This is a genomic window from Lentzea sp. NBRC 105346 (assembly GCF_030269605.1).
Classification (GTDB): Bacteria; Actinomycetota; Actinomycetes; order Mycobacteriales; family Pseudonocardiaceae; genus Lentzea.
The window spans coordinates 325,067-344,416 of the sequence record NZ_BSTQ01000001.1 but is presented as its reverse complement, the minus strand read 5'-3'; the positions used below and the strand labels follow the sequence as shown (position 1 = coordinate 344,416).

Below are 19,350 nucleotides of genomic sequence, written 5' to 3'. Positions count from 1 at the left end.
AATCAGTCGATGGAGAACGAGAACGAGTAACCGCCCACGCTGATCCGCCCGGTCGCCGGATGGCGGCCGGCACCGAAGTCGTCCTCGGCCAGGAAGGTCGCTCGGCAGAGCGCGACTCTGGGAGGCACCACAGTGGACAGTTCGTCGTGCGCGGCGTCGATCGTGCGCGCGACCAAGCGGAGTTCCGCCACCTCTGCGGCATGCCGGCCCGCAGGCCGTGCCACATCGACGTCCGGGAGCGTGAGCAACTGGGCGAGACCGCGGTCATCCGTTGCGACCGGCCCTGCCCAGAACGCGATGTCGAGGTGATCCCGGACCGGTCCCTCGTAGATCACGCGGTCCTGTGACGGCAGCGTCACGGTCTTCGCGCGGACGCCGTCACCGGTAATCACCAGTGTGTCCAGCCGTAGAGCTTCACCGTCAGATCCTTCGAACTCGTGCAGTCGCACGACGACGTGTCCGCTCCCGCCGCTAGTGGTCAGCCGCACGGACCTGTCGAGCCGGTCCGTGAACAGGAAGGCCGACCGTTCCACCGGTGCCGCGGGCAAGGGGCTCAGCTGGAAGTCGATGCGGTGCGCCGCGAAACGCATGTTCGCCCAGGCCCGGCCCGCGAGCAGGGTGCGGGCTCCGCCGTGCGCCGCCTGGGTCAGCAACCGCATGAGCGACGATCCGCGTCCGCGCGCTCCTGGCTGCTGGAGCACCGAGAGGTCTTCGGGTTGCGTTGCCAGCAGCACGAGGATGGTCTCCGGACGAGGTACGGCGTTCGCCGTCCCGGCCGGCCACGTCAACGACTTGCCAACCAGTTCGTGGTCCGCGTTCGCACCGAACACGTACTCCTCGCCTGGGGACAGCGCGACGCCGGAGGGATCCGCTGCCAGGAGCTGGCGCACCGCACCGGCCACGCCGAGGTCCATCAGGTGGCAGTAGACGATCTGGGGACGGTCGTTGCGCACCTTCACAAATGCCAGCTCACCGGTGTGCACTAACGCACCCGATCTGGGCAAGGGCCGGGCGACGCCGTTCTCGACCAGTCCCCAGGTGATCGTGAACTCATCGGGCAACGCCTCGTTCTCGGCGGGCGACAACACCCGCAATGTCGCGGCTCGGGCCAGCTGTGTGAGGTTGGCGAGCGTTCGGACTTCTCCCGCATGGTCGGCGTTGACGGGCGGAACCACGTCTCCAACGGCGTCGTGCAGCGACAGGATGCCGTTGACGTCGACAACCGCCAGCGGTTCCGCGTCATCCGGGCCGGGCTCGCGCAGCACTGGCGACAAGGCCGTGGCAGCCCGGAGTCGATCGGCGACCGCACCGTCGCCGCGCACCAGCACCGGCCAGCGACGGGCCGACATGCTGATCGGGTGTGCCCGCGCCCCTGCGGGGATTGCGGTGTGCCCGTTCTGGAACACCACGACGGCCTCGGCTGCGACACCGCCACTGCGGTCCACCGTCGCGATGCCGATCGTCTTCGAGTCCACCACCTCGGCCTCCGTCGCCGGCATGATCGCGAACTCGTCCCCCGGTCCGAAGCCGAGCAGCGGAGCACCCGGTAGCCGAACCCTCTTCGACCCGGCCACGGCGACCTCGAGCGTCAGCATCGGCGAACCCGGCACGGTGTCGAAGAGGAGCCGGTCCGCCGGCCCCTCGGCCTCCGCGCGCTGTCCCGACCCGAGCGCCATGGTCCTGGTGCGCATGCGTTGCACGAGCGTGGTCCAGCTGACCGGCAGTCCCTTCGCCTCCCGCAACGCGAGGTAGAACGCCTCGGTCATGATCCCGACGGCCTTCCCCTGCTGGTTGATGCGTTCGAATGCACGCTGCCGGGCACCACAGGCGACCAGGCGAACCGCGTTGGGGTTGCTCTCGGGGTCCAACAGCCGCACCCGCAGCCCTTCGGCCCGCAGCCGGGCTTCATGTGCGACCAGGTCGACATATGTGATGTGCGACAGGGACTTCGTGCGCAGCCCCGCGTCGCGGAACATATGGGCCGAGTGACAAGCGTCGATCAGCGCCGTGCAGTTGGGAGTTTTGGCGGTGAGCTGAGCGAGCCGGTCGGACCACTCGATGCTCATCAGGCCGCGGAAGTCGTCCGGCGTCGATGCCTCGATGTCGGTCGGCGACAGGAACTGCAGGTAGTCGCGGTCGCCGGGAACGCCGTCCGGCGCGGCGGCGAGACCGCCGTGACAGCTGATGCCGACGAACGCCGCGTCACCGGCGGAGGTGTCCGCGATCAGCCTGTCGTAGGCGGAAAGGATCCCGATCCTGGTCGCCTCGTCATTCACACATCGGCGTACCTCGAAACCGCGTTCCTCCAACACCTCGCTCATCATCTCGACGTCGTTGACCACGCCGTTGAGGCCGTCCGACACCGGCCCGATGATCAAAGCTCTCCGAGTCACCACTCCCCCTAAGGCATCTGCCCCTGCGAAATACGAAGTTCTCCCCATGACCCCGAACCGGTGCTTCGCAACGCTGACGAACCCGTCAGTCGTCGAACCGGAGTCACACCGTGGAACCTCATCTGCGCACGGCCGTCAACGGCAACCTCGCCGAAATGCTGGGCGGTCCCGTCACCCGTACGACCCTCGGCCTGCTGTGCACCGCGACGCGCGGCGACCCCACCCTGCTCCGCGCGCTCGTCCTGGTCGGCCAAGCGCTAGGCGTGCTCACCTTCCGCCTCGGCGAGTGGCATTGGGGCGGCGCGTCGCACTCGGTGTCCGCACAGCTGGCCCGGCTGGTCGAGTCCCACGTCCAGGGCGAGGACGAGGCTCAGCTCGACGCGTGGGAAACCTTGACCCGGTCGATCGGCGAACCGCACCTGGTCGTCACCAGGATCCGGCGGGGCGGGTCGCGCCCCGCCGATCTCGGCATCACCCCGCGTGAGCTCGACGTGCTCCAGCTGCTGTGCGAAGGCCTCACCGCCGACGCGATAGCGCGCAGGCTCGACGTCTCCGCCCGCACGGTCACCAAGCACCAGGAGCGCCTGTACCGCAAGCTCGGCACCTCGGACCGGCTCACCACTGTCCTGCGCGCCCAACGACTCGGCATCGTCATCACCCTGAACTGATCAACGGCCGATCTCGCTCGGGCGCGGACACAAACCCGAGTCATATTCCACGTAGTCGACATTCGCACCGTTGAGCCACAACGTCTTCGGCCGGCCATTCAGATCCAGGACCTTGATCTCGATGAAGGTCCCGTTCTCGACGGCGTTCCTGATGTCAAGGACGATCGTGGAGACTTGATCCTCGGTGAGACCCTCGAAATCGAGCACCCACCTGTCGCCACCGACACCGATCAGCTGCGTCGCCTTGCCTGCCATGGTCAACTCCTGTCTTCGTCGTCATCTAGCAGGTGGAACCGGTGGGCGACAGCGGCCGCCTCACCGCGACTGGGGACGGCGAGCTTCATCAGAAGGTGGGAGACGTGCACGCTGACCGTCTTCTCCGTGATGAAGAGCGCACGAGCGATCTTCCGGTTCGAATGTCCTCGGCCGAGGTGGCGCAGCACTTCCCGTTCGCGGGCGGTGAGCCCGAACGGGTCGGGCGCCCGCTCCGGCGCGCGAACCACGACGCCGGGCTCGTCGAGATCGAGCCGCGCGTGCCGCGCCAGTGCCTCGACCTCGGTGCGCAACGGACGCGCGTCCAGGACGGCGGCGACGCGACGCGCCTGCCGGGCCGCCAGCGCCGCCCGATCCCGATCCTTGCCCGCGGCCGCGCATTCCGCCTCGCGCCAGTGCGCGTACGCCGCAGGGTAAGGTCGGTCGAGCGACTCCCACGCCTGCGCGACCTCAGCCCACCGCGAGGGATCCACGTCTCCGCCGATCCTGAGGATCTCCGCCGAGCACTGCAGTCGCAGGGCCGCGACCTCGGGCAGGGTGTCGGCGACGGCCAGCGCACCGAACTCGTCCACAAACGATGTCACCGCGGCCTCGCCGGCGTGCGCTCCCCTGCGCAGTGCGCGCCGGCGCACCGAATCGTCGGCCTCGGCCCGCAGTCCCAGCACGTAGAGCCGCAAGAGGACGACGACGTTCTCGACCTCACGCACGACCCGTAGCCCTGCGGCCACCGCATCGTGCGCGGCGACGTGCTCGCCGAGCCAGAGCGCCCGCTCGGCCTCGCAGCACCGCAGCGAACCGACGAACTGCGGCTCCGTGATGCTGCCTCCCGCGGCACGGACGGCGGCGAGCAGGCGATCCGCCTCGTCGAACCGGCCGCGTGCCACGTAGATCTCGGCGAGTGTGAGACGCGGGTAGAGGCTTTCTCTCGACGGACGGTCGAGCAGCACGTTCCCGATGATCTCGGCGGCTTCGTCCCAGCGCCCCAGCGGCACCAGCGCCGCGCTGGCGTTGTTGGCGAGCAGGGCGCCGTTGCGGGTGTGCTCGACACCGTAGCCGCGGGCGCGTTCGAGGCCTGTCAGCGCGACCGACACGGCCTCCGTCAGCCGACCGGAGTTCTCTAGCACCAAAGCCAGGTTCCCATAGGCGCGCAACAGGTCTTCCAGCTGGTCCGCCGCGTCCGCGATGCGCATCGCCTCCTGCAACGCCCGCACTCCGTCGTCAGCGTGCCCGCTCAACGTGAGAGCCACGCCGACGGTGTTGAGCGCCCTTCCCTCTTCTGGCTTGGCGCCGACCATACGGGCCATCTCGACGGCCTCGTTCCCGAGCCGCAGCGCCTGTGTGTAACGGCCGGTGCGCAGGTCCGCGGTGGCACTACCGGCCAGCACTCTCGCGGCGACAGCGGAGGGCGGCTCATTCGCCAGCAGCAGGCCCGCCTCGGCGTACACGCGCTGAGCGCTGCGGCTGTCCCCTGCCTCCCACAGGCAGTTGGCGAGACGCTCCTGCAGTTCGCCCGCCCGCAGCGGCCTGCTCGCGACGCCGGGCTCGGCCAGCGCCTTGCGCACCAGCTCCACCGCCAGGTCGACACGACCGGACCACCGCGCGGCATCCGCGGCCGAGCCCAGCAGGCGCTCCCTCGTCACTCGCGCCACCAGCTCCGGCTCGTCCACTTTGGACCACAGGACGAGTGCGCGCTGGTACTGCTGTTCGGCTTCCTGAAAAGCGCGCACCCGCATCGCGGTGTCCCCGGCGGGGACAGCCGCGGCTAGAGCTTCGGCGAACACACCGGCCTCGTACCAGTGATAGGCCAGTTCCGCGGCGACGGTCAGATCCTCGGCGTAGCTCAGGCCTGGGTCGGCGGCGAGCGCCCCTGCCACACACCGGTGCAGGTGCACGCGCTCACCCGGCAGGAGGTCGTCGTGCACCGCTTCGCGCAGCAACGCGTGCCGGAAGACGTAGGTCTGATCACTCAGGTCAGCCACCAGCACGTGATGCGCCACGCATTCGCGCAACGCGGCGGTCAGCTGCCGCTCGTCCAGCTCGCTCACCGCGGACAGGAGGCGATGGCTCACCCGTCTGCCCGCTGTCGCGGCCACCCTGACGACGTCGCAGGCGCTGTCGCCGAGCATCTCGAACCTGGTCAGCATGAGCTCCCGCAACGACCGCGGCAACGTGCCGTCCGGCGAGCCGAGCGCGTCCGCGATGACGAGCTCCTCGGCGAACAACGCGTTGCCGTCGGAGAGCTCGAAGGCACGCTCGACGAGGTCGTGCCCGGCATCCGTCCTCGTGGCTGCTATGAGGAACAGTCGTAGTTCGGTGCGGGTGAACCGGGAAAGTTCGATGCGCTGAATCTTCCTGGCCAGGCCCAGCTCGGCGACCAGGGCACGTAGCGGGTGCCGTGGCTGGAGATCGTTCGAGCGGTAGGTGCACACGAGCAGCACCCGCTCGTCGGACTGCGCGGTCGCCAGATACGCGAGCAGATCCAATGTGGACGAATCAGCCCACTGCAGATCCTCGAACACGACCAGCACCGGGCCGTCGGCGCCGAGCCGGTCGAGCAACCGCAACACCGCGCCGAAAACCCTCTGCTGCGACGTCGGCTCACTGGCAGGCGGCACCACGGCGGCGGAGTCGGACACCAGGTTGGCCAGGTCGACGAACGCCTGTCCGCCGAGTTCTCGCAGCGCCTCCTCGCCGGTCTCCCTGACGAGCCGCCGGAGCGCGTCGATGAGCGGCGCGTACGGGAACTCGCCCCTGCCGAGCGGGACACACGACCCGCTGAGCACGCACGCACCCGCCGTGCGAGCGCGGTCCGCGAACTCGGCCAGCAACCTGCTCTTGCCGACCCCTGCCTCACCCCACACGAACACCGTGCGGGGCTGGCCTTTCGCGGCCAGGCCGAGCATCCGGTCCAGTTGCGCGAGCTCGGCGCTCCTGCCGATGAACGGAACCGCTGTCCCCGCACTCACCACGACCACCCGAGACTCATCTGGAGCCCGCCGGCACGACGGGCTGCCAGACGTGCACCACCCAGGTGATCAGTCCGATGACGATCGCGGTGGCCACCGCTATCGTCCAGATCACCACCGTCCCTGGGCGACGCCGTCGCACGGCTTTTGGGGCGAGCTCGATCCACCCGCCCGGAATCCGTTCGTTGACCAGCGCCACCAACGGTTCGTCCTGCTGCGCGTGGTGAGCGCCAACGTCCTCGGCTCCGGCAAGGGTGAGCTGCACGGCCCACCCGCACGCGTCCGCGTTGAGCATCGACCGTACCCTGCGGACGAACGAGGACCGCACCACGGCATCGGTGACGGCACCGGCCCAGGATTCCGCGAGGATCGTCTCGGCCTCGCCGTCGTCAGCGGGTGACTCGTCCCTGAGCTGCGCCAAGGCCGCGCGCACCCGGCCGGCGACCTCCTCGTCGTTGTCCGGCCCCGAGCCGGCGAGCAGTTCCTCGGTGTCCTCAGCGGGAAAACGCTCGTCCAGCAGTGTCCCCAACCGGCCCGGCGACGGCTCCGCGCCGGCGAGCCACTCGCCGACGAGTGCGAGCACGAGATCGGCGTCCTCCTCCACGAATTCGGAGGCGGACAACACAAGGCTCATCCTGATCACGGTCTCCATCCGGTCCTTGCGCTCGGTCGGGACCGCACTGGCGTACAGCTCCCAGCCCTCGGCGTGCCGGTGCACCAGCAGAGTCGGCCGCTCGAACGAAGTGAGCTGGCGGAACTCCTGCCACCAGCGAGTAGCGGGCACGCTGCCGAGGAACCGGTAGTCGGCACCGACGCCGCGGGTCAGCACATGGGTTCGCATGGCGCCGCCCTCACAGTTCGCGGTGCCGTGGGCCGAGTCCGAGCTCCGCAAGCCGCAGGAGCTGGCCGGCCAGACCACTCACCTGTTCCTCGGCCGACACTGCCTCCAGCCGCTTCGCTTCCGCCATCCGCCGCGCCTTTCGCCGTTTGCCCGAGACCGTGTTCCAGACGTTGCGCATGGCGCCGAGGTCCTGAACGGCTTGCGCGGCCCAGTCGTTCGCGCTCGTGCGGTGGTGCCGAGCCGTGACGTCGAGTTCACGATGACGGAGGTCGATCAGATGGCGGGCGAGCAGCACGAGTACGTCGTCGATCCCCGCCGTGCTGATCTCCGGCGGATGCCCGTCGGGCCGCCTGCGCACCCGGTACTTCGCCGAGAAGTGCGGGTGTCCGCCCGCGACATCGGGCAACCACCGGGCGGAGAGGAACTCCACCGGGCCCACGGTATCGACTGGGCAGTAGTGGATCCGGGTCGCCGGGGCCTCCGCCCTGATCACCTTGAGCACGTCCCGATAGACCTCGCGCACGTGCTCGAGCAGTTCGTCCGAACGATCTCTCCGGCCACCGTTGTCAGCGAAGTACGACTCGGTGCGGACGGGGCACACGATCGCGAGCGCGGGCTCGTGGCGGTGCTGATGCCGGTTGCGTGCCCAGTCCCGTGCGACATCCTCGATCTCGGGAGTGGTCAGGATGGCGGGCAGGTGATGCCGGTTCTCGTCGCCCGCGGTCTCCATCAGCATCGCGGCATCGGCGGGGACCACGAGGACAGTGGAGTTCGCGATGAACGCACGGCACTCCTCCCACTCCGCCTCGCGGCCCAGCCGATGTGCGGGGTTCACCAGTCCGCCTGGGTAGTCCATCGCGTCCAGCCGCATGGACAGTCCTCCGAAGCCGGTCTCCAGCACGAAGCGGAACACGAACGCGTCATCTGTGCCGCGGAGCGCGCCGGGGTTGAACTGCTTGCTCAGCCGCCAGCCCTCCAGCTCGGCGCGCTGCTCCAGGATCTTCCGCTCCGTCATGTGGTCGGCCCACCGCATCCGGACGTCCGTCTGCTCGAACGCGGTCTCCCCAGCGCGCAGCAATGTGTTGACGAGCGTGGTCTTGCCGATCCTGGTCGGCCCGATGATGCCGATCCGCAGTGACGTTCCCTCGGCGGGAGCGGTCATGATCTGTACCCTTCCAGCTCCTCGGTGACCGCCAGCAGCGCGTCGGCTGCCCGCGCGACACGGGCGACACGGGCGTCGGCACCGTCGAGGCCCTGGAACACGCCGGGCCACAGCTCGTCCCGGTAGGACCGCGCGAACTGCCGGATCTCCCGTTCCGCGGCGCCGGAACGGATCAGCACGTCGGTGAAGTGCTCGACGGCCGCGAACAACACCTGGCCCGGTAGCACCGATTCCTTCAGCAGTGCGACGCGGATGCGGAAGGCGGACTGCTCGGCGAGCTCGCAGATGATCTGCAGGAGCTCCTCGGCGCCGTCCCGCGTTGGCGCCACCGTGAATTGGAAGGACTCGTGCCCGGTGACAGGATCACGCACCTGGAGGTTCAGCGAGTCGAGCTCCGGCCGCACCCGTGGATGCACCTGCGTGCGGTAGTCGAGCCGCAGACCCAGCAGTTCGCCGAGCGACGTCTCCATGACCTCGCACGGCTCCGCCGCGTCGGCTGCGAGCTTCATCAGTCGTTCCAACGCTTCCTCGGCGATACTTCCGCCGAGCACACCGTGCAACTCGCCGGCGAGCCCATCGGCCACCTGTCGCCAGACCTCCTCCACCCGTGCGTGGAAGAACAGGTCGAGCTGGGCGAAGCGCCTGCTGATCTCCACTCGGATCCGGCTGAGCTCCGTGGTCGCGAACAGGCCCGCTCCCCCGTCGCGGATCATGCTTCGCACGGCCTCCTCGCACCACTCGGCCTCGCCATACCCGAACCCGTCGCGTACCCAGGAGAGAACGTCCTCGTAGACGGCCTCCACAGCGGCCGCGTAGTCGGGGTCCTGCCGCACCGAGCGCTCCCGCAGCTCGGCGAGCAGCGAGTGCAGCGCGACCGCGAGGCTCTTGTGCATCTCGCGAGCGCGCCCGTACACGTCCTCCGCGGCGCCGACCGTCAGTCCGCGTACCTGTTTGAGCATCGCCCGCACTTCGGTGGCCAGTCCGACGAGGTCTTCGCGTACTACCGCGGCCCGCCTCCTCGTGCCGGCGAGCACCTCCCCGTCCATCACCGGAAGCCGGTCGGCGAGATGTCCGAGCACCGGGCCGAGCAGCCGGGCCGAGACGTCCGCCCGGTCTTTCGCGTCCACCTCGAGCACCCGGTGGTGCAGCCCGTCCTTCCGTTCGTTGACCCGCCGCAGCACGTCGTCGCGGAGGCTCTCGGCCAGCGCGTCCGAGGCTGCGCCGATGTTCAACGCGATGAGCACGAAGTCGCGCCGCCGGCTCACGAACCCGCGCGCCTCGTCGAGGACGCGGACCGTGGCCACGTCGGACTCCTTCCAGTACGCCTCCCCCTCCGCTGCCCGTTTCACCAGCACAACGGCGTCCACCTCGTGCTGAAGTCCCGCGACGTGGTGCTTGTCCGCGTCGACCGTGACCTCACCGAACCCCTTCATGTCGCAGAAGGCGATCTCACCGACGTCGGCGTGCGGAAAGGGGCATTCGATCCGGGCATCCCGCACGGCGAGGTACTTGCGCGCCACGTCCGGCGCGCGCTTTTCCTCGACCTTCGGGTAGGCCACGTACTCGCGCAGCCGGTCGAAGTCGTCGCCGAGGAGCTCGACGGGACGGCCGGCCCGTTCCAGGAGTGCTTCGTAGGAAGGCAAAGACGCCTGCATGTCGCGGAGGTCCTCGAGCAACGACGCGTACGCGTTCTTGATCTCGAGCTCGCCCGCGCTCGGGTATTGCCACTCTCGGTACTCCGCCATGGTCGTCGGTGCAGGGGGCAGACCCAGTTCCTCGTGCCGCGGCTGTAGGTAGGCGCTGCGGAAGCTGTCGAAGTCGTGCATCTCCAGCACCGCCCGGCGCCGGCCGGGCGTGTGATAGATGCGGCTGCGCACGGCCGTCACCGGGATGCCTGACCCGGTGGGGATCTGATCGTCGGCCAGACCGGAGATCGTCTGCAGCAGCGTGCTCTTGCCGACCCGCGCGCTGCCGCTCACCCCGATGTTGACCGTGGTCCTGCCGAACCTGCCCTCCACCCGCTGAAGGTGCTCGACGGTCGTGCTGATGGCGGGCCGCACGTCCTTCACCCGCACCAGACCGAACTGGTCGGCCACCTCAGCGGGCGTCGCCGGGTAGCGCCGGAGTTCGGTCACGGCGCGGTCCAGCGCGACGACTGCCTCATCCGCGTTGCGCCAGGTCGCCATCTCCGCCGTAATCTCGGGCAAACGACTTTGGCGCGCCTGCACGACGGCGGCAATCCTGCTGGCGATCTCACTCATCCCTGACCTCGTTCTCGCGGTTCTGTGCGATACGACCGTGACACAGGTGAAAGCCCGTCAAAATGAGCAGAACTGCGTACGCCGCGCGGCGTGATACTCCGCAGAGCGGCGCCCATTGAATCGCCGACAACGGATTGGCTGTTAACCCACCGAGCAGAACTCACCCGTTCGGTCGCGCCACAACTGCATTCATCATGAATCAGTCGGGATATCCGTGATCAATGGCAGTACTTCCGTCGCCCAGTCACCACCACCCGCCGAGGAGATCTCGGTGTCGAAGTCCCTGCTGGTGGCCCGGAAACCGAGTCTGCCCAGCACTCCGCGCACGTCGTGAGGGAGACCGTCACGCACCGGCTCGCCCAGCGGCGGCAGCTCGAACGTGAGCGAGCCGAACCGTTCCTCGGCGACGAGCAGCTTCAGCCAGTCCTTCACCTCCGCGCCGGGCCGGCTGTCCCGGCCACGCGGCAGCGAGACGGTGATGCGCTTCCCCTGCAGCGCGAAACCGGACTGCCCGTCCCCGACGAGACCGCCGGGGAAGAGGTTGGGGTGCACGCGGAACCTGTCAGTGAGGTTCAGCAACACGCACCACAGCGGCCGGTGCCAGGTGTTGCGCAGGCGCACGAACACCGCCGGCGGTTCCCACCTGTGCTCGCCCCGGCGATAGGCGAGGCGGAGTTCGCCGTGCTCGTCCGGAGTCATCGCCATCGCGTCCAGCGGCGCCACCTGCTCTCCCGGCCGCGCGGCGATGATCTCGATCTTGACCGCGCCGACGAGCGAGGTGGCCGGGTTGCCGAGATCCATGATCGAGTGCCAGCGGGCGATGTGCTCGAGCTGGGCGACGACGATGCGGGCGCTCGCCTCCGTGAGCCCTGGCACGTCCGCGGTGACCGGAGTGGTCCCGTCGCCCTTCAGGATGCGGAAGGCCCCATCCGTCGCGACCACGCGAAGGCGGAGCCCTTCCGACAGGTCATCTGACGGGACCGTGCGGAGGTAGGCCGACGGCCGCTCACCAGGTCCGGAATGCAGCACCGCCTGCTCGACCTTCCGCAGGGCGTCGGGGTCGTCATCGCGACGGCCACCGATCACCACGCGCACCGCGGGCAGCGGCACATCGGCGATGACCGCCGGATACTGCTTGGCGGGATCGGGGCTCCAGCCCACCGGCTTCACCGTCGACGAGGCCCCACCGACCGCCGTGACCTCGGCCAGCCGCGCCTCATGCTCACCCGTGACCGCGGCGAACACCACGGCGCCGTGGTCGGCGGGTGCGGGAATGCCGTGGTAGCGCCCGGCATCCACCTCCCAGTCGTGCCCGACGTTGCGCAGTACGAATCCCGCCGGGGGCCTGGCCGCCGCTCCTCCCAGGAACGGCTGGTCCGCGATGCCGCCGAGCGTCACCGGGTACAGCACGGGTACCTGGCCGCTGGTCTGCTGCTCGACAGCGCACTGCGCCGCTGTCAGCAACTCGCGGTAGGTGGCACCGGCACCGAGGCTCTGCAACGCCTTGAGCAGCGCCGTGCTGAACACCCCGCGGACCTGCCCGTCAACGAGCTGTTCCTTGGCGGTCTCCTCACCCTGACATGCCGACAACACGACGTGAACCGGCTCAGCCGCCCCGCCGGCGGTGTCACGCACGCCCTCACGGGTCAGATACCCAACAGTGCGGCTCGGACCAGGATCAACAGACCTGACGCTGACGGACGGCTCCGGCCCCCGGGTCACACCCCCGGAGTGACAGGAGTCGACGAACGCCACGGTGTGCGCTCCCCGTTCCGCCACCTCGTCGATCAGGACCGACAGCTCCTTGTCGGCGAGGTCAGGCACACCGGGCACACGGCTGTCGGCGCACACCAGGGTCTGCATCTGGCCGGTCGGCTCAAGGTGGCGGAACCGGTCCGGCACGTCCTCGTGCGAACCGTGACAGGCAATATGGAATATCGCCACATCGCCAGGTCCGGCTTTGCCGAGGTGTCTTCGCCACTGTTCGATCACCGCATCGCGGGTGGCCTGCTCGTTGTGCAGAGTTTTTATCTTGAGCCGAGCTCCCACCCTGGCGGTCAGGAACTCCTGCATTCGGGTGACGTCGTTGACGCAGCCGCGCAGATGTCCCACATTTGACCGGTATTTATCTATCCCGACCAGCAAGGCATACACGTTCGACATCGCTGGCACCCCTCTGTCGCCGATCACAGCGGCAATTATCTTGCGCTTCAGCGCACACGCTGGTCGAGGGACTTAGTGCCCGTATACGCATTTTTTCGTAGGGGGAGCCGGAGATGCCAGACTTATCTGCTCCACGCGACGCCGTCGCCATGCGCATCGACGCCGACGTGGCCGGGCTTCTGGGGAACCGGTGGGCCGTGATCGTCGGGATCTCCGACTACCGGGACGACAACCTCACCCTCAAGTTCGCTCATCAGGACGCCCAGGCCTTGTACGACTTCCTGCTGACCCCGGCGGGTGGCGGCTTCGCGGCCGAGCGGGTCCGGTTGCTGGTTGACGGGGACGCGACGACCCATGAGGTGACACGGGCGATCAGGGTGTTCCTCGCCGCCACCAAACCGGAGGACCTCGTGCTCCTCTACTTCGCCTGCCACGGCGCACCGGACCCTGGCAGGCGCTACCCAGCCCCTGTACCTGCTGACCCACGACACCGATCTCCGCGACCTCGGGGGCACCGCCCTGCCGATGGACGAAGTCGCCCGGTGCATAGGCCACTACGTGCAGGCGAAGCGCGTCGTGATCCTCGCCGACGCGTGCCACAGCGCGGGTCTGCGGTATGGGGGCCCGGTGTGTGACGGACCGGCACCGGCAACGACGCCGCTTTCCGCCAGAGTTCTCAACCGGTACCTGAGCGTACTCAGCGAGTCGGCTCCCGGGATCGGGTACTTCACCTCGGCACGCCGTGAACAGCAGTCGCTGGAGGACGTCAAGTGGGGAGGTGGCCACGGCGTGTTCACCTGGTTCCTCCTGGAAGGAATGCGGGAAGCCGCCGACGGATACGGCAGCGGCCGCGTCAAGGACGGCCTGGTCACCCTCGACGAGCTCGCGGAGTACGTCACGGACCAGGTGCGACGCGAGACGCGCATGGGCCAGGAACCGGAGCTGGGCGGTGGCGACTTCCCACGCACACTCCCGATGGCTGTGGTCGATGAGCTGGACTTCCATCGGCACGACGAGATGGCGCGGGCCTTTCTCGAGGTCGGCTGGCTGCTCGACGATCCAGCACCGTTCCTCGTCACGGTCCGTGAGGCACATGAGGCCATCACGCTCGCCGCGGCTGCTGACGTCCCGGACGGCGGGAGCGCGGCGCTCGCGGGCGAAGCATTGCTCGCCGCAGGTGAGTTCGCGTCCGCGCTGGACGTCCTCGACGCCGTCTTCGAGCCCGGCCCTGATCAACACCTCCATCGAGGCCTTGCACTCGCTGCGATGGGCGACTCCGGCGCCGCTGCGCGCGAGCTGACCACCTTCGCCGACACGACTCCGCCGCTCCCCGATGCCGGTTGGGCGCCGGACTACGCGGCATCACTTCGCGCCGACGGCACGATCCGCGTGTTGCTGATCGCCGTGAGCATCAGAGATCACGGATCTGTGCTGGCCGCGGGCTCACGCAACGACGCGACTGTCATGACCCAGCTCGCCACGCAGGTCTGGCGACTAGCGGAGATAACGGCCAGTTTCGGACGGAACGACACCCAGACGGCGCTTCTCCTCGGTGACTCCGCGAGAGCCCTGCCGCGGGGCTCGTTCCCCGCGGCGGTGCTGTGGCGGGCGGATCGGGTCCGGCGTCCGTTGCCGCCCGGACCACTGACCGTGACGGCATGCCAGGCCGGTGGCTGGCCCAACGGCCGCCGTCTGCTCGCCCGTCATCTCGAAGCCGTCGGCGATGCGACCGGGGCACTGGACCTGTTGCGTGCGAGGGCTGCCGATCGCGGTGACGTGCGGGCGTGGCTCGACGTCGCGGTGCTGGCGGCGGCCGCGAACCGAATCCCGGTGGTGGCGGAGGCGCTCACCGCGGCCGCCTCGGTCGCCGACCCCGGTCCATGGCCCCGCGACTACGCGCCGGCACGGGCAGCGGCCGAAACGTCGGCATCGAGCAGACCTCGCGCCCTGCTCATCGGAACCGGGCAGGGCGCACAGGTCGACTCCATGCGCCAATTCCTGATGCGCCAAGGGTTCGCGGCCGACGAGATCGTTGTCGCCGAAGGTCTGCCCGCCGACGTGGTCGCCGCCGAGCACCGTCGTCTGCTCGACCACAGCGTGGATCAGCTCGGTGTGCTGCATCTCTGCGATCCGTCCTTCCAGCCGGCCGGGGACGCACCCAACCTCGTCACGATCCTCGATCAGCCCAACCCTGGACGGCCGTCGGGTGCCGCCACCCTGCAGCCGGTGACTCCGGGAGTACCGGGCGGCCTGCTCACAGACCACCTGATCCGGGCGGCTGCCGGCGGCCTGGACGGGATCACCTATCACCGCTGGGCGGAACTGGCTTCGACCTCGGCCGACGTGAAGATCGTCGCAAGCGGCCCGTCGGCCGACGACGGCGTGTTCTGGCACCACACCAGACTCGCCGCGGTGCGGGCCGAGGTCACGACGCTCGACACCGCGGGTGCGGCCGTCGCGTACCGGCTCGCCGCGATACAGGCCGATAGGGCGGAAGAACAGCGCACGAGATCACCTTTCGCGAACCTGGCGATGGGGCTGGCCTGCCGTGCACTCGGCCGGATCCCCGACGCGATCCGGTTCTTGCGCGCGGCGCGCAACCTCTACAACGACGACCCCACCGGCGCCGGCTTCACCGAAGGGCTTCGTGAGGCCTCGTACCACTTGAGCCAGCTGCTGTACGAGCAACCGGCCGAGCCAGCCGACCTCGACGAAGCCGTGTCCGTGCTGCGCAGGGCCCACGAGCTGGCGCCCGACGATCCCCGCTGCAGTCTGCATCTCGGTCTGGCATTGCAGGCCAAGTTCGAACGCCGGACCGGGCTCGAGGTGGCGGAACTGCTCCGCAGGTACCTGTGGGCGGGCGCTCCGCTCGGCCGCCACGGCGAGGTGAGCAGGGTACTCGCCGGGCACAGCGCGTTCTGAGGTAACTGCGGGGGCAGACCTAGGCAATTGTCCCGATGCTCGCTTTCCCCTGGTGCACCACTCTTTCCGAGGAAGGGAGCACACCATGCCGGACAAATTCGATCTGCTGACCCGCGCTCGTACCGAGGCCTTGTTCGCGAGTACCGTCGAGACCGGGGCAACGCTCAACCGCGAAGCCACCGACCGCGCCATCCGCGACGCCACCCGCGCGCATCACGGGATTCGCGGTTGTGCCGCGAAGATGGGTGGCGCATACGGAGAGAGTCCACACTCGACGGTCGTCCGCCTGCAGTGGGCGCGCCGGACAGTGCTGGCGAACTATCCTTGACTCCCAATGACATCAGCCAGCGAACGCCCACGCGGTCACCGTTGCGGACGCGGCCATCAACAAGAGGTTCACGGTGGGCGACCACGATCCGGCTCCTGGTCGCCGCGCGACCCCGACGAGGGCTGCGAGGAAGATGGCGAGGCTCAGCAGGCCGGCTCGCTGTCCGAGCTCGTGAGCGAGATCCGCCGACTGCCGCTGGACAGCGGAGAGCCGTTCCCAGTCCGCGGGTGATGCGTTCACGACCTCCGCTGTAGGCCGGTCCACGCCGTCAGCGAGGGCGGGAGGCCGGCTCATCGCCTGTTCCAGCTGTTCCAACCGCGGCCACACGGCCTCGTGCGCGGAGCTGAGCGCCGTCGCGGCTGCTGCTGCCGCGGCGTCGTCCGCGTCGAGCGACGCGAGCTGAGCACCCAACGACGTCGCCGACATCACGAGCAGAGTTTGCTTGGCCTCCGTGGAGAACGTCGTGCGGGTCGTGCTGCACGCGATCGCGGTGGACGTGCGGACAGATTGAATGGCGGCGACCTGCTGCGCACGGATCTCGAGCTTCGCCTGGTGCAGCTGGACAGCGGGCAACGTCGTGACCGCAGCCCAGGCGAGCAGCGGAACCACCGCCGCGGCTCGTCGTGCGACTGCCGCAGGTCCACGAGATCGCACCACCACCGAGTCGCCGACCATCGGTTCGATGCCATGCGAGTCTGCGCGGCGCCGACGGCCCCGCGCCACCACGATCAGCAGAAGATGCAGTCCTACCAACGGAATCGACGCTCCAGCCAGCAAGGACGCCACCAGGAAGCGCTGATCGCCGTCCGCCGGCCCGTCCAGCGAGGCACCGCCGTTCGAGCGCCGGACGTCCGCGAGCCTGCGGGGCAGGTCCTGGCCTCCTTGCGGCATGCGGTAGCGATCAGAACCGAGCAGCGTGTCGCTGCCGACGTAGGTGGCACGGTATTGCGCCACCACCGCCGCATGCGCGCCGGCGTCGATCCTCGCCAGGTCGCCCGTGAGCCCAGGTGCGTGCACCACCGCACCCGGCCTCGCGAGCACGTCCGCGATCTCCATCCTCCACGCGAGCGGCGCCTCGTCCAGGTAGACGCGGTGCACGTCGCTCTGCACCGCCGCCGACCACTTGATCTCTTGACGCAACGCCTCATGCCACTCGTCCGCGGCCTGAGCGGACAACAGGGTCGCCCCCGATATGGTCGCCGCAGTCGCCACCGTCACCACGGCCTGACGCATGACCACACCGGCGGGAGTCGCTCCGACGAGCACGCCGACTGCGCGTCCGAAACGGTTCCTCCACAGGGCTTTCCCGCCCGGCGCGGGAATCAGCTGGCTCAACTCGGTACCCCTCAGTTCGCGCCACCATCAACCGCGGGCGTAGACGACCTCGCCCGTCGATCCCTCCAGCCGTAGCTCGTTTCCGTTGACCGACCACCGGAATCGCACAGGGACGAGTTCGATAGGCCGCTCCCATCCGGGGCCGTCCGGATCCTTCAGCGTCTGGGTCCCCCAGTCCGGCGCGAGCACCAGCTCGTTGCCGGTCACACGCACCGTGCCGCGTGACGCGATGCTGTACTCGAACAGGCCGGAATCACGTTGCTGGGTCAGCACTTCCGCCCGCTTGAACCGCGCAGGATCGACGAAGACGATCACATCGAGCGCATCCCCCTGAGCCTGGCTCTCCCAGGTGCCGATCAGCTCGCGCGGCACGGCCGCGATCTCGGCCGAGGACGGAGCAGGCGGCGGAGCGGAGGTCGACTCCATCACCACCGTGTGCGGACCGGCCACGGGACGGCCCGTCGTGGTGGTCGTCCCGCAACCGGCGAGGAGAACACTCAGCAGCACCGCGCCGACGGATCGACGCCGGACATCAATCGAACAATGATGAATCCTGCTGGACCCCATTGCGATCAAGACCTTCCAGATCAATACCGGCACCCACGACACGAGCGCGACCACTTGAATAGTCGCAATTCCCGACTGTCCGTTACCAGAGCCTCGACGTACGCACATTTCCTGATTTCGCGAAACTCCTCAACCAATTTCACTGGTGCAGATGGTCCGTACCGAACTTGAAGGGGAGCAGTCGATGAGGACAAGATCCCGATTACGCACGTCGCTGGTCATCGCCGGCCTCGTCGCAGCCGGCTCGTTCACCGGCGTTCCGGCCACCGCTCAGACCGACCGGCCGGACACAGGCCCGGTCATGTCGACAGCGCTCGCGTCAGGCGACGCCACCACGGCGGCCAACAGCACAGAGGCGTCGATTCGCTCCTTCTGGACCGAAGAGCGCATGAAGTCGGCCAAGCCCGCGGACGCCACGCCGGACAGCAAGGCCTCGGCCACAGCGGTGACCGAAGCCGCCGGTGCTCCCGTCACCGTGGCACCGGCCATGCCGGCGGGCACCGTATCGAGCGCTGATGCCTCCACCGTGAACCCCAGTGCTGTCAACACGGCATCCAACTGGTACGGCTCGTTCTGGAGCCCACCCGCCACGACCACCGGCAGGGTCTTCTTCACCCACGCGGACGGCACCTACCGCTCCTGCTCGGGCAGTGCGGTCAACAGCGAAGCCAAGAACACGGTGTTCACGGCCGGCCACTGCGTGAGCGACGGCCAGGGGCACTGGCACACCAACTGGGTGTTCGTACCCGACTACTACTACGGCTACCAGCCGTTCGGCATGTGGGTCGCCCGCGAGCTGGGCACGCTCGGCGCGTGGTTCAGCGGATCGGACTTCCGCTACGACATCGGCGCGGCCGTCATGTACGACAACGGCGGCAAGTTGGTCAACACCGTTGGCGGGCAAGGTATCGCGTGGAACCAACCGCACGGGCTGTACGTGCACGTCTTCGGCTACCCTGCGGACCCTCCGTACGACGGGCAACAACTGAAGTACTGCGAGGGCTACACCTACTCCGACCCGTGGTCGGGATGGGCGAACCTCGGTCTCGACTGCGACATGACACCCGGCGCCAGCGGTGGCCCGTGGCTCGCGTATTTCAACGGCACATTCGGCTACGTCAACGGGGTCAACAGCTACAAGTACTCCTGGCTGCCGGGCAGTATCTACAGCCCGTATTTCGGCAGCCTCGCCGGGTCGCTCTACAACCTGGTCCGGTACCGCTACTGACGATCGCCCGAACCCGCCGTCCGGGTCGACCTGGACCGGCCGTCTGCAATTCCAAGCGAGCGATCCACGATCGACGACCCCTCAGAACGACGAGTCCGATCCTTCTGCCCACACCAGGCAGAAGGATCGGATTGCGGGAGAGGACACACCGGCGAACTATCACACGCAGTAATTGTGACGACACAAGAGAGAATGTCGAACGGCAGGAACCTGACAAAATCCGGTCAGAACGTTGACACGCAC

Annotated in this window: 14 protein-coding genes; 5 read left to right on the top strand and 9 right to left on the bottom strand. The window is 68.5% G+C overall.

Features of this window, described 5'->3' with window-relative positions; genetic code table 11:
• Positions 1–2 precede the first annotated feature (2 nt).
• Complete coding sequence (locus QSK35_RS01080; protein ID WP_285741287.1) at positions 3–2,393, bottom strand: caspase family protein; 2,391 nt, start codon at positions 2,391–2,393, stop codon at positions 3–5.
• A 110-nt stretch (positions 2,394–2,503) separates the two neighbouring features.
• Between QSK35_RS01080 and QSK35_RS01075 the strand changes: the two genes are divergently transcribed.
• On the top strand, positions 2,504–3,061 hold the full coding sequence (locus QSK35_RS01075; RefSeq protein ID WP_285741285.1) for a response regulator transcription factor: 558 nt from the start codon (positions 2,504–2,506) through the stop codon (positions 3,059–3,061).
• Here the strand turns inward: QSK35_RS01075 and QSK35_RS01070 are convergent, their stop codons facing one another.
• From QSK35_RS01070 to QSK35_RS01045, 6 genes are all read right to left on the bottom strand, one after another.
• Positions 3,062–3,316 (bottom strand): hypothetical protein, encoded by a 255-nt coding sequence (locus QSK35_RS01070; RefSeq protein WP_285741283.1) that lies wholly within the window; start codon positions 3,314–3,316, stop codon positions 3,062–3,064.
• Between the two features lie 2 nt (positions 3,317–3,318).
• The gene (locus QSK35_RS01065) at positions 3,319–6,300 is read right to left on the bottom strand and encodes an ATP-binding protein (RefSeq protein ID WP_285741280.1); all 2,982 of its coding nucleotides are present in this window, start codon (positions 6,298–6,300) and stop codon (positions 3,319–3,321) included.
• A 16-nt stretch (positions 6,301–6,316) separates the two neighbouring features.
• Positions 6,317–7,141, bottom strand: a complete 825-nt coding sequence (locus QSK35_RS01060; protein WP_285741278.1) for a hypothetical protein — start codon at positions 7,139–7,141, stop codon at positions 6,317–6,319.
• 10 nt (positions 7,142–7,151) lie between these two features.
• Positions 7,152–8,303 (bottom strand): hypothetical protein, encoded by a 1,152-nt coding sequence (locus tag QSK35_RS01055; protein WP_285741276.1) that lies wholly within the window; start codon positions 8,301–8,303, stop codon positions 7,152–7,154.
• Complete coding sequence (locus QSK35_RS01050; RefSeq protein WP_285741274.1) at positions 8,300–10,564, bottom strand: hypothetical protein; 2,265 nt, start codon at positions 10,562–10,564, stop codon at positions 8,300–8,302. Before QSK35_RS01050 ends, QSK35_RS01055 begins: the two co-directional genes overlap by 4 nt.
• Before the next feature lie 192 nt (positions 10,565–10,756).
• Positions 10,757–12,727, bottom strand: a complete 1,971-nt coding sequence (locus QSK35_RS01045) for a caspase family protein (RefSeq protein WP_285741272.1) — start codon at positions 12,725–12,727, stop codon at positions 10,757–10,759.
• 113 nt (positions 12,728–12,840) lie between these two features.
• Here QSK35_RS01045 and QSK35_RS42630 point away from each other — a divergent pair, with 113 nt between their 5' ends.
• The 3 genes from QSK35_RS42630 to QSK35_RS01035 all read left to right on the top strand — a co-directional run bounded on the left by QSK35_RS42630 (position 12,841) and on the right by QSK35_RS01035 (position 15,977).
• Positions 12,841–13,362: a caspase family protein gene (locus QSK35_RS42630; protein ID WP_352242992.1), complete on the top strand. Its 522-nt coding sequence runs from the start codon at positions 12,841–12,843 to the stop codon at positions 13,360–13,362.
• Entirely contained in the window at positions 13,253–15,649 is a 2,397-nt protein-coding gene (locus QSK35_RS01040) for a hypothetical protein (RefSeq protein ID WP_285741271.1), read from the top strand. Before QSK35_RS42630 ends, QSK35_RS01040 begins: the two co-directional genes overlap by 110 nt.
• Positions 15,650–15,734: 85 nt before the next feature.
• Positions 15,735–15,977, top strand: coding sequence for a hypothetical protein (locus tag QSK35_RS01035; RefSeq protein WP_285741270.1), 243 nt, complete (start codon positions 15,735–15,737; stop codon positions 15,975–15,977).
• 12 nt (positions 15,978–15,989) lie between these two features.
• On the opposite strand, the gene QSK35_RS01030 is transcribed toward QSK35_RS01035, so the two are convergent.
• Together QSK35_RS01030 and QSK35_RS01025 are read right to left on the bottom strand one after the other, a co-directional pair.
• Positions 15,990–17,210, bottom strand: coding sequence for a hypothetical protein (locus tag QSK35_RS01030; RefSeq protein ID WP_285741269.1), 1,221 nt, complete (start codon positions 17,208–17,210; stop codon positions 15,990–15,992).
• Positions 17,211–17,339: 129 nt separating this feature from the next.
• Positions 17,340–17,933 (bottom strand): hypothetical protein, encoded by a 594-nt coding sequence (locus QSK35_RS01025; RefSeq protein WP_285741268.1) that lies wholly within the window; start codon positions 17,931–17,933, stop codon positions 17,340–17,342.
• A gap of 130 nt (positions 17,934–18,063) precedes the next feature.
• Here QSK35_RS01025 and QSK35_RS01020 point away from each other — a divergent pair, with 130 nt between their 5' ends.
• Positions 18,064–19,107 carry a peptidase gene (locus QSK35_RS01020; protein WP_285741267.1) on the top strand — a complete coding sequence of 348 codons (1,044 nt, stop codon included), beginning with the start codon at positions 18,064–18,066 and terminating at the stop codon, positions 19,105–19,107.
• Positions 19,108–19,350: the final 243 nt, after the last annotated feature.

Bases quoted from the DNA above. Each gene is read 5' to 3' on its own strand.
- QSK35_RS01040 (WP_285741271.1), top strand. From the start codon at position 13,253: ATGGACGAAGTCGCCCGGTGCATAGGCCACTACGTGCAGGCGAAGCGC.
- QSK35_RS42630 (WP_352242992.1), top strand. From the start codon at position 12,841: ATGCCAGACTTATCTGCTCCACGCGACGCCGTCGCCATGCGCATCGAC.
- QSK35_RS01045 (WP_285741272.1), bottom strand. From the start codon at position 12,727: ATGTCGAACGTGTATGCCTTGCTGGTCGGGATAGATAAATACCGGTCA.
- QSK35_RS01055 (WP_285741276.1), bottom strand. From the start codon at position 8,303: ATGACCGCTCCCGCCGAGGGAACGTCACTGCGGATCGGCATCATCGGG.
- QSK35_RS01060 (WP_285741278.1), bottom strand. From the start codon at position 7,141: ATGCGAACCCATGTGCTGACCCGCGGCGTCGGTGCCGACTACCGGTTC.
- QSK35_RS01030 (WP_285741269.1), bottom strand. From the start codon at position 17,210: ATGCGTCAGGCCGTGGTGACGGTGGCGACTGCGGCGACCATATCGGGG.
- QSK35_RS01050 (WP_285741274.1), bottom strand. From the start codon at position 10,564: ATGAGTGAGATCGCCAGCAGGATTGCCGCCGTCGTGCAGGCGCGCCAA.
- QSK35_RS01020 (WP_285741267.1), top strand. From the start codon at position 18,064: ATGAGGACAAGATCCCGATTACGCACGTCGCTGGTCATCGCCGGCCTC.
- QSK35_RS01070 (WP_285741283.1), bottom strand. From the start codon at position 3,316: ATGGCAGGCAAGGCGACGCAGCTGATCGGTGTCGGTGGCGACAGGTGG.
- QSK35_RS01035 (WP_285741270.1), top strand. From the start codon at position 15,735: ATGCCGGACAAATTCGATCTGCTGACCCGCGCTCGTACCGAGGCCTTG.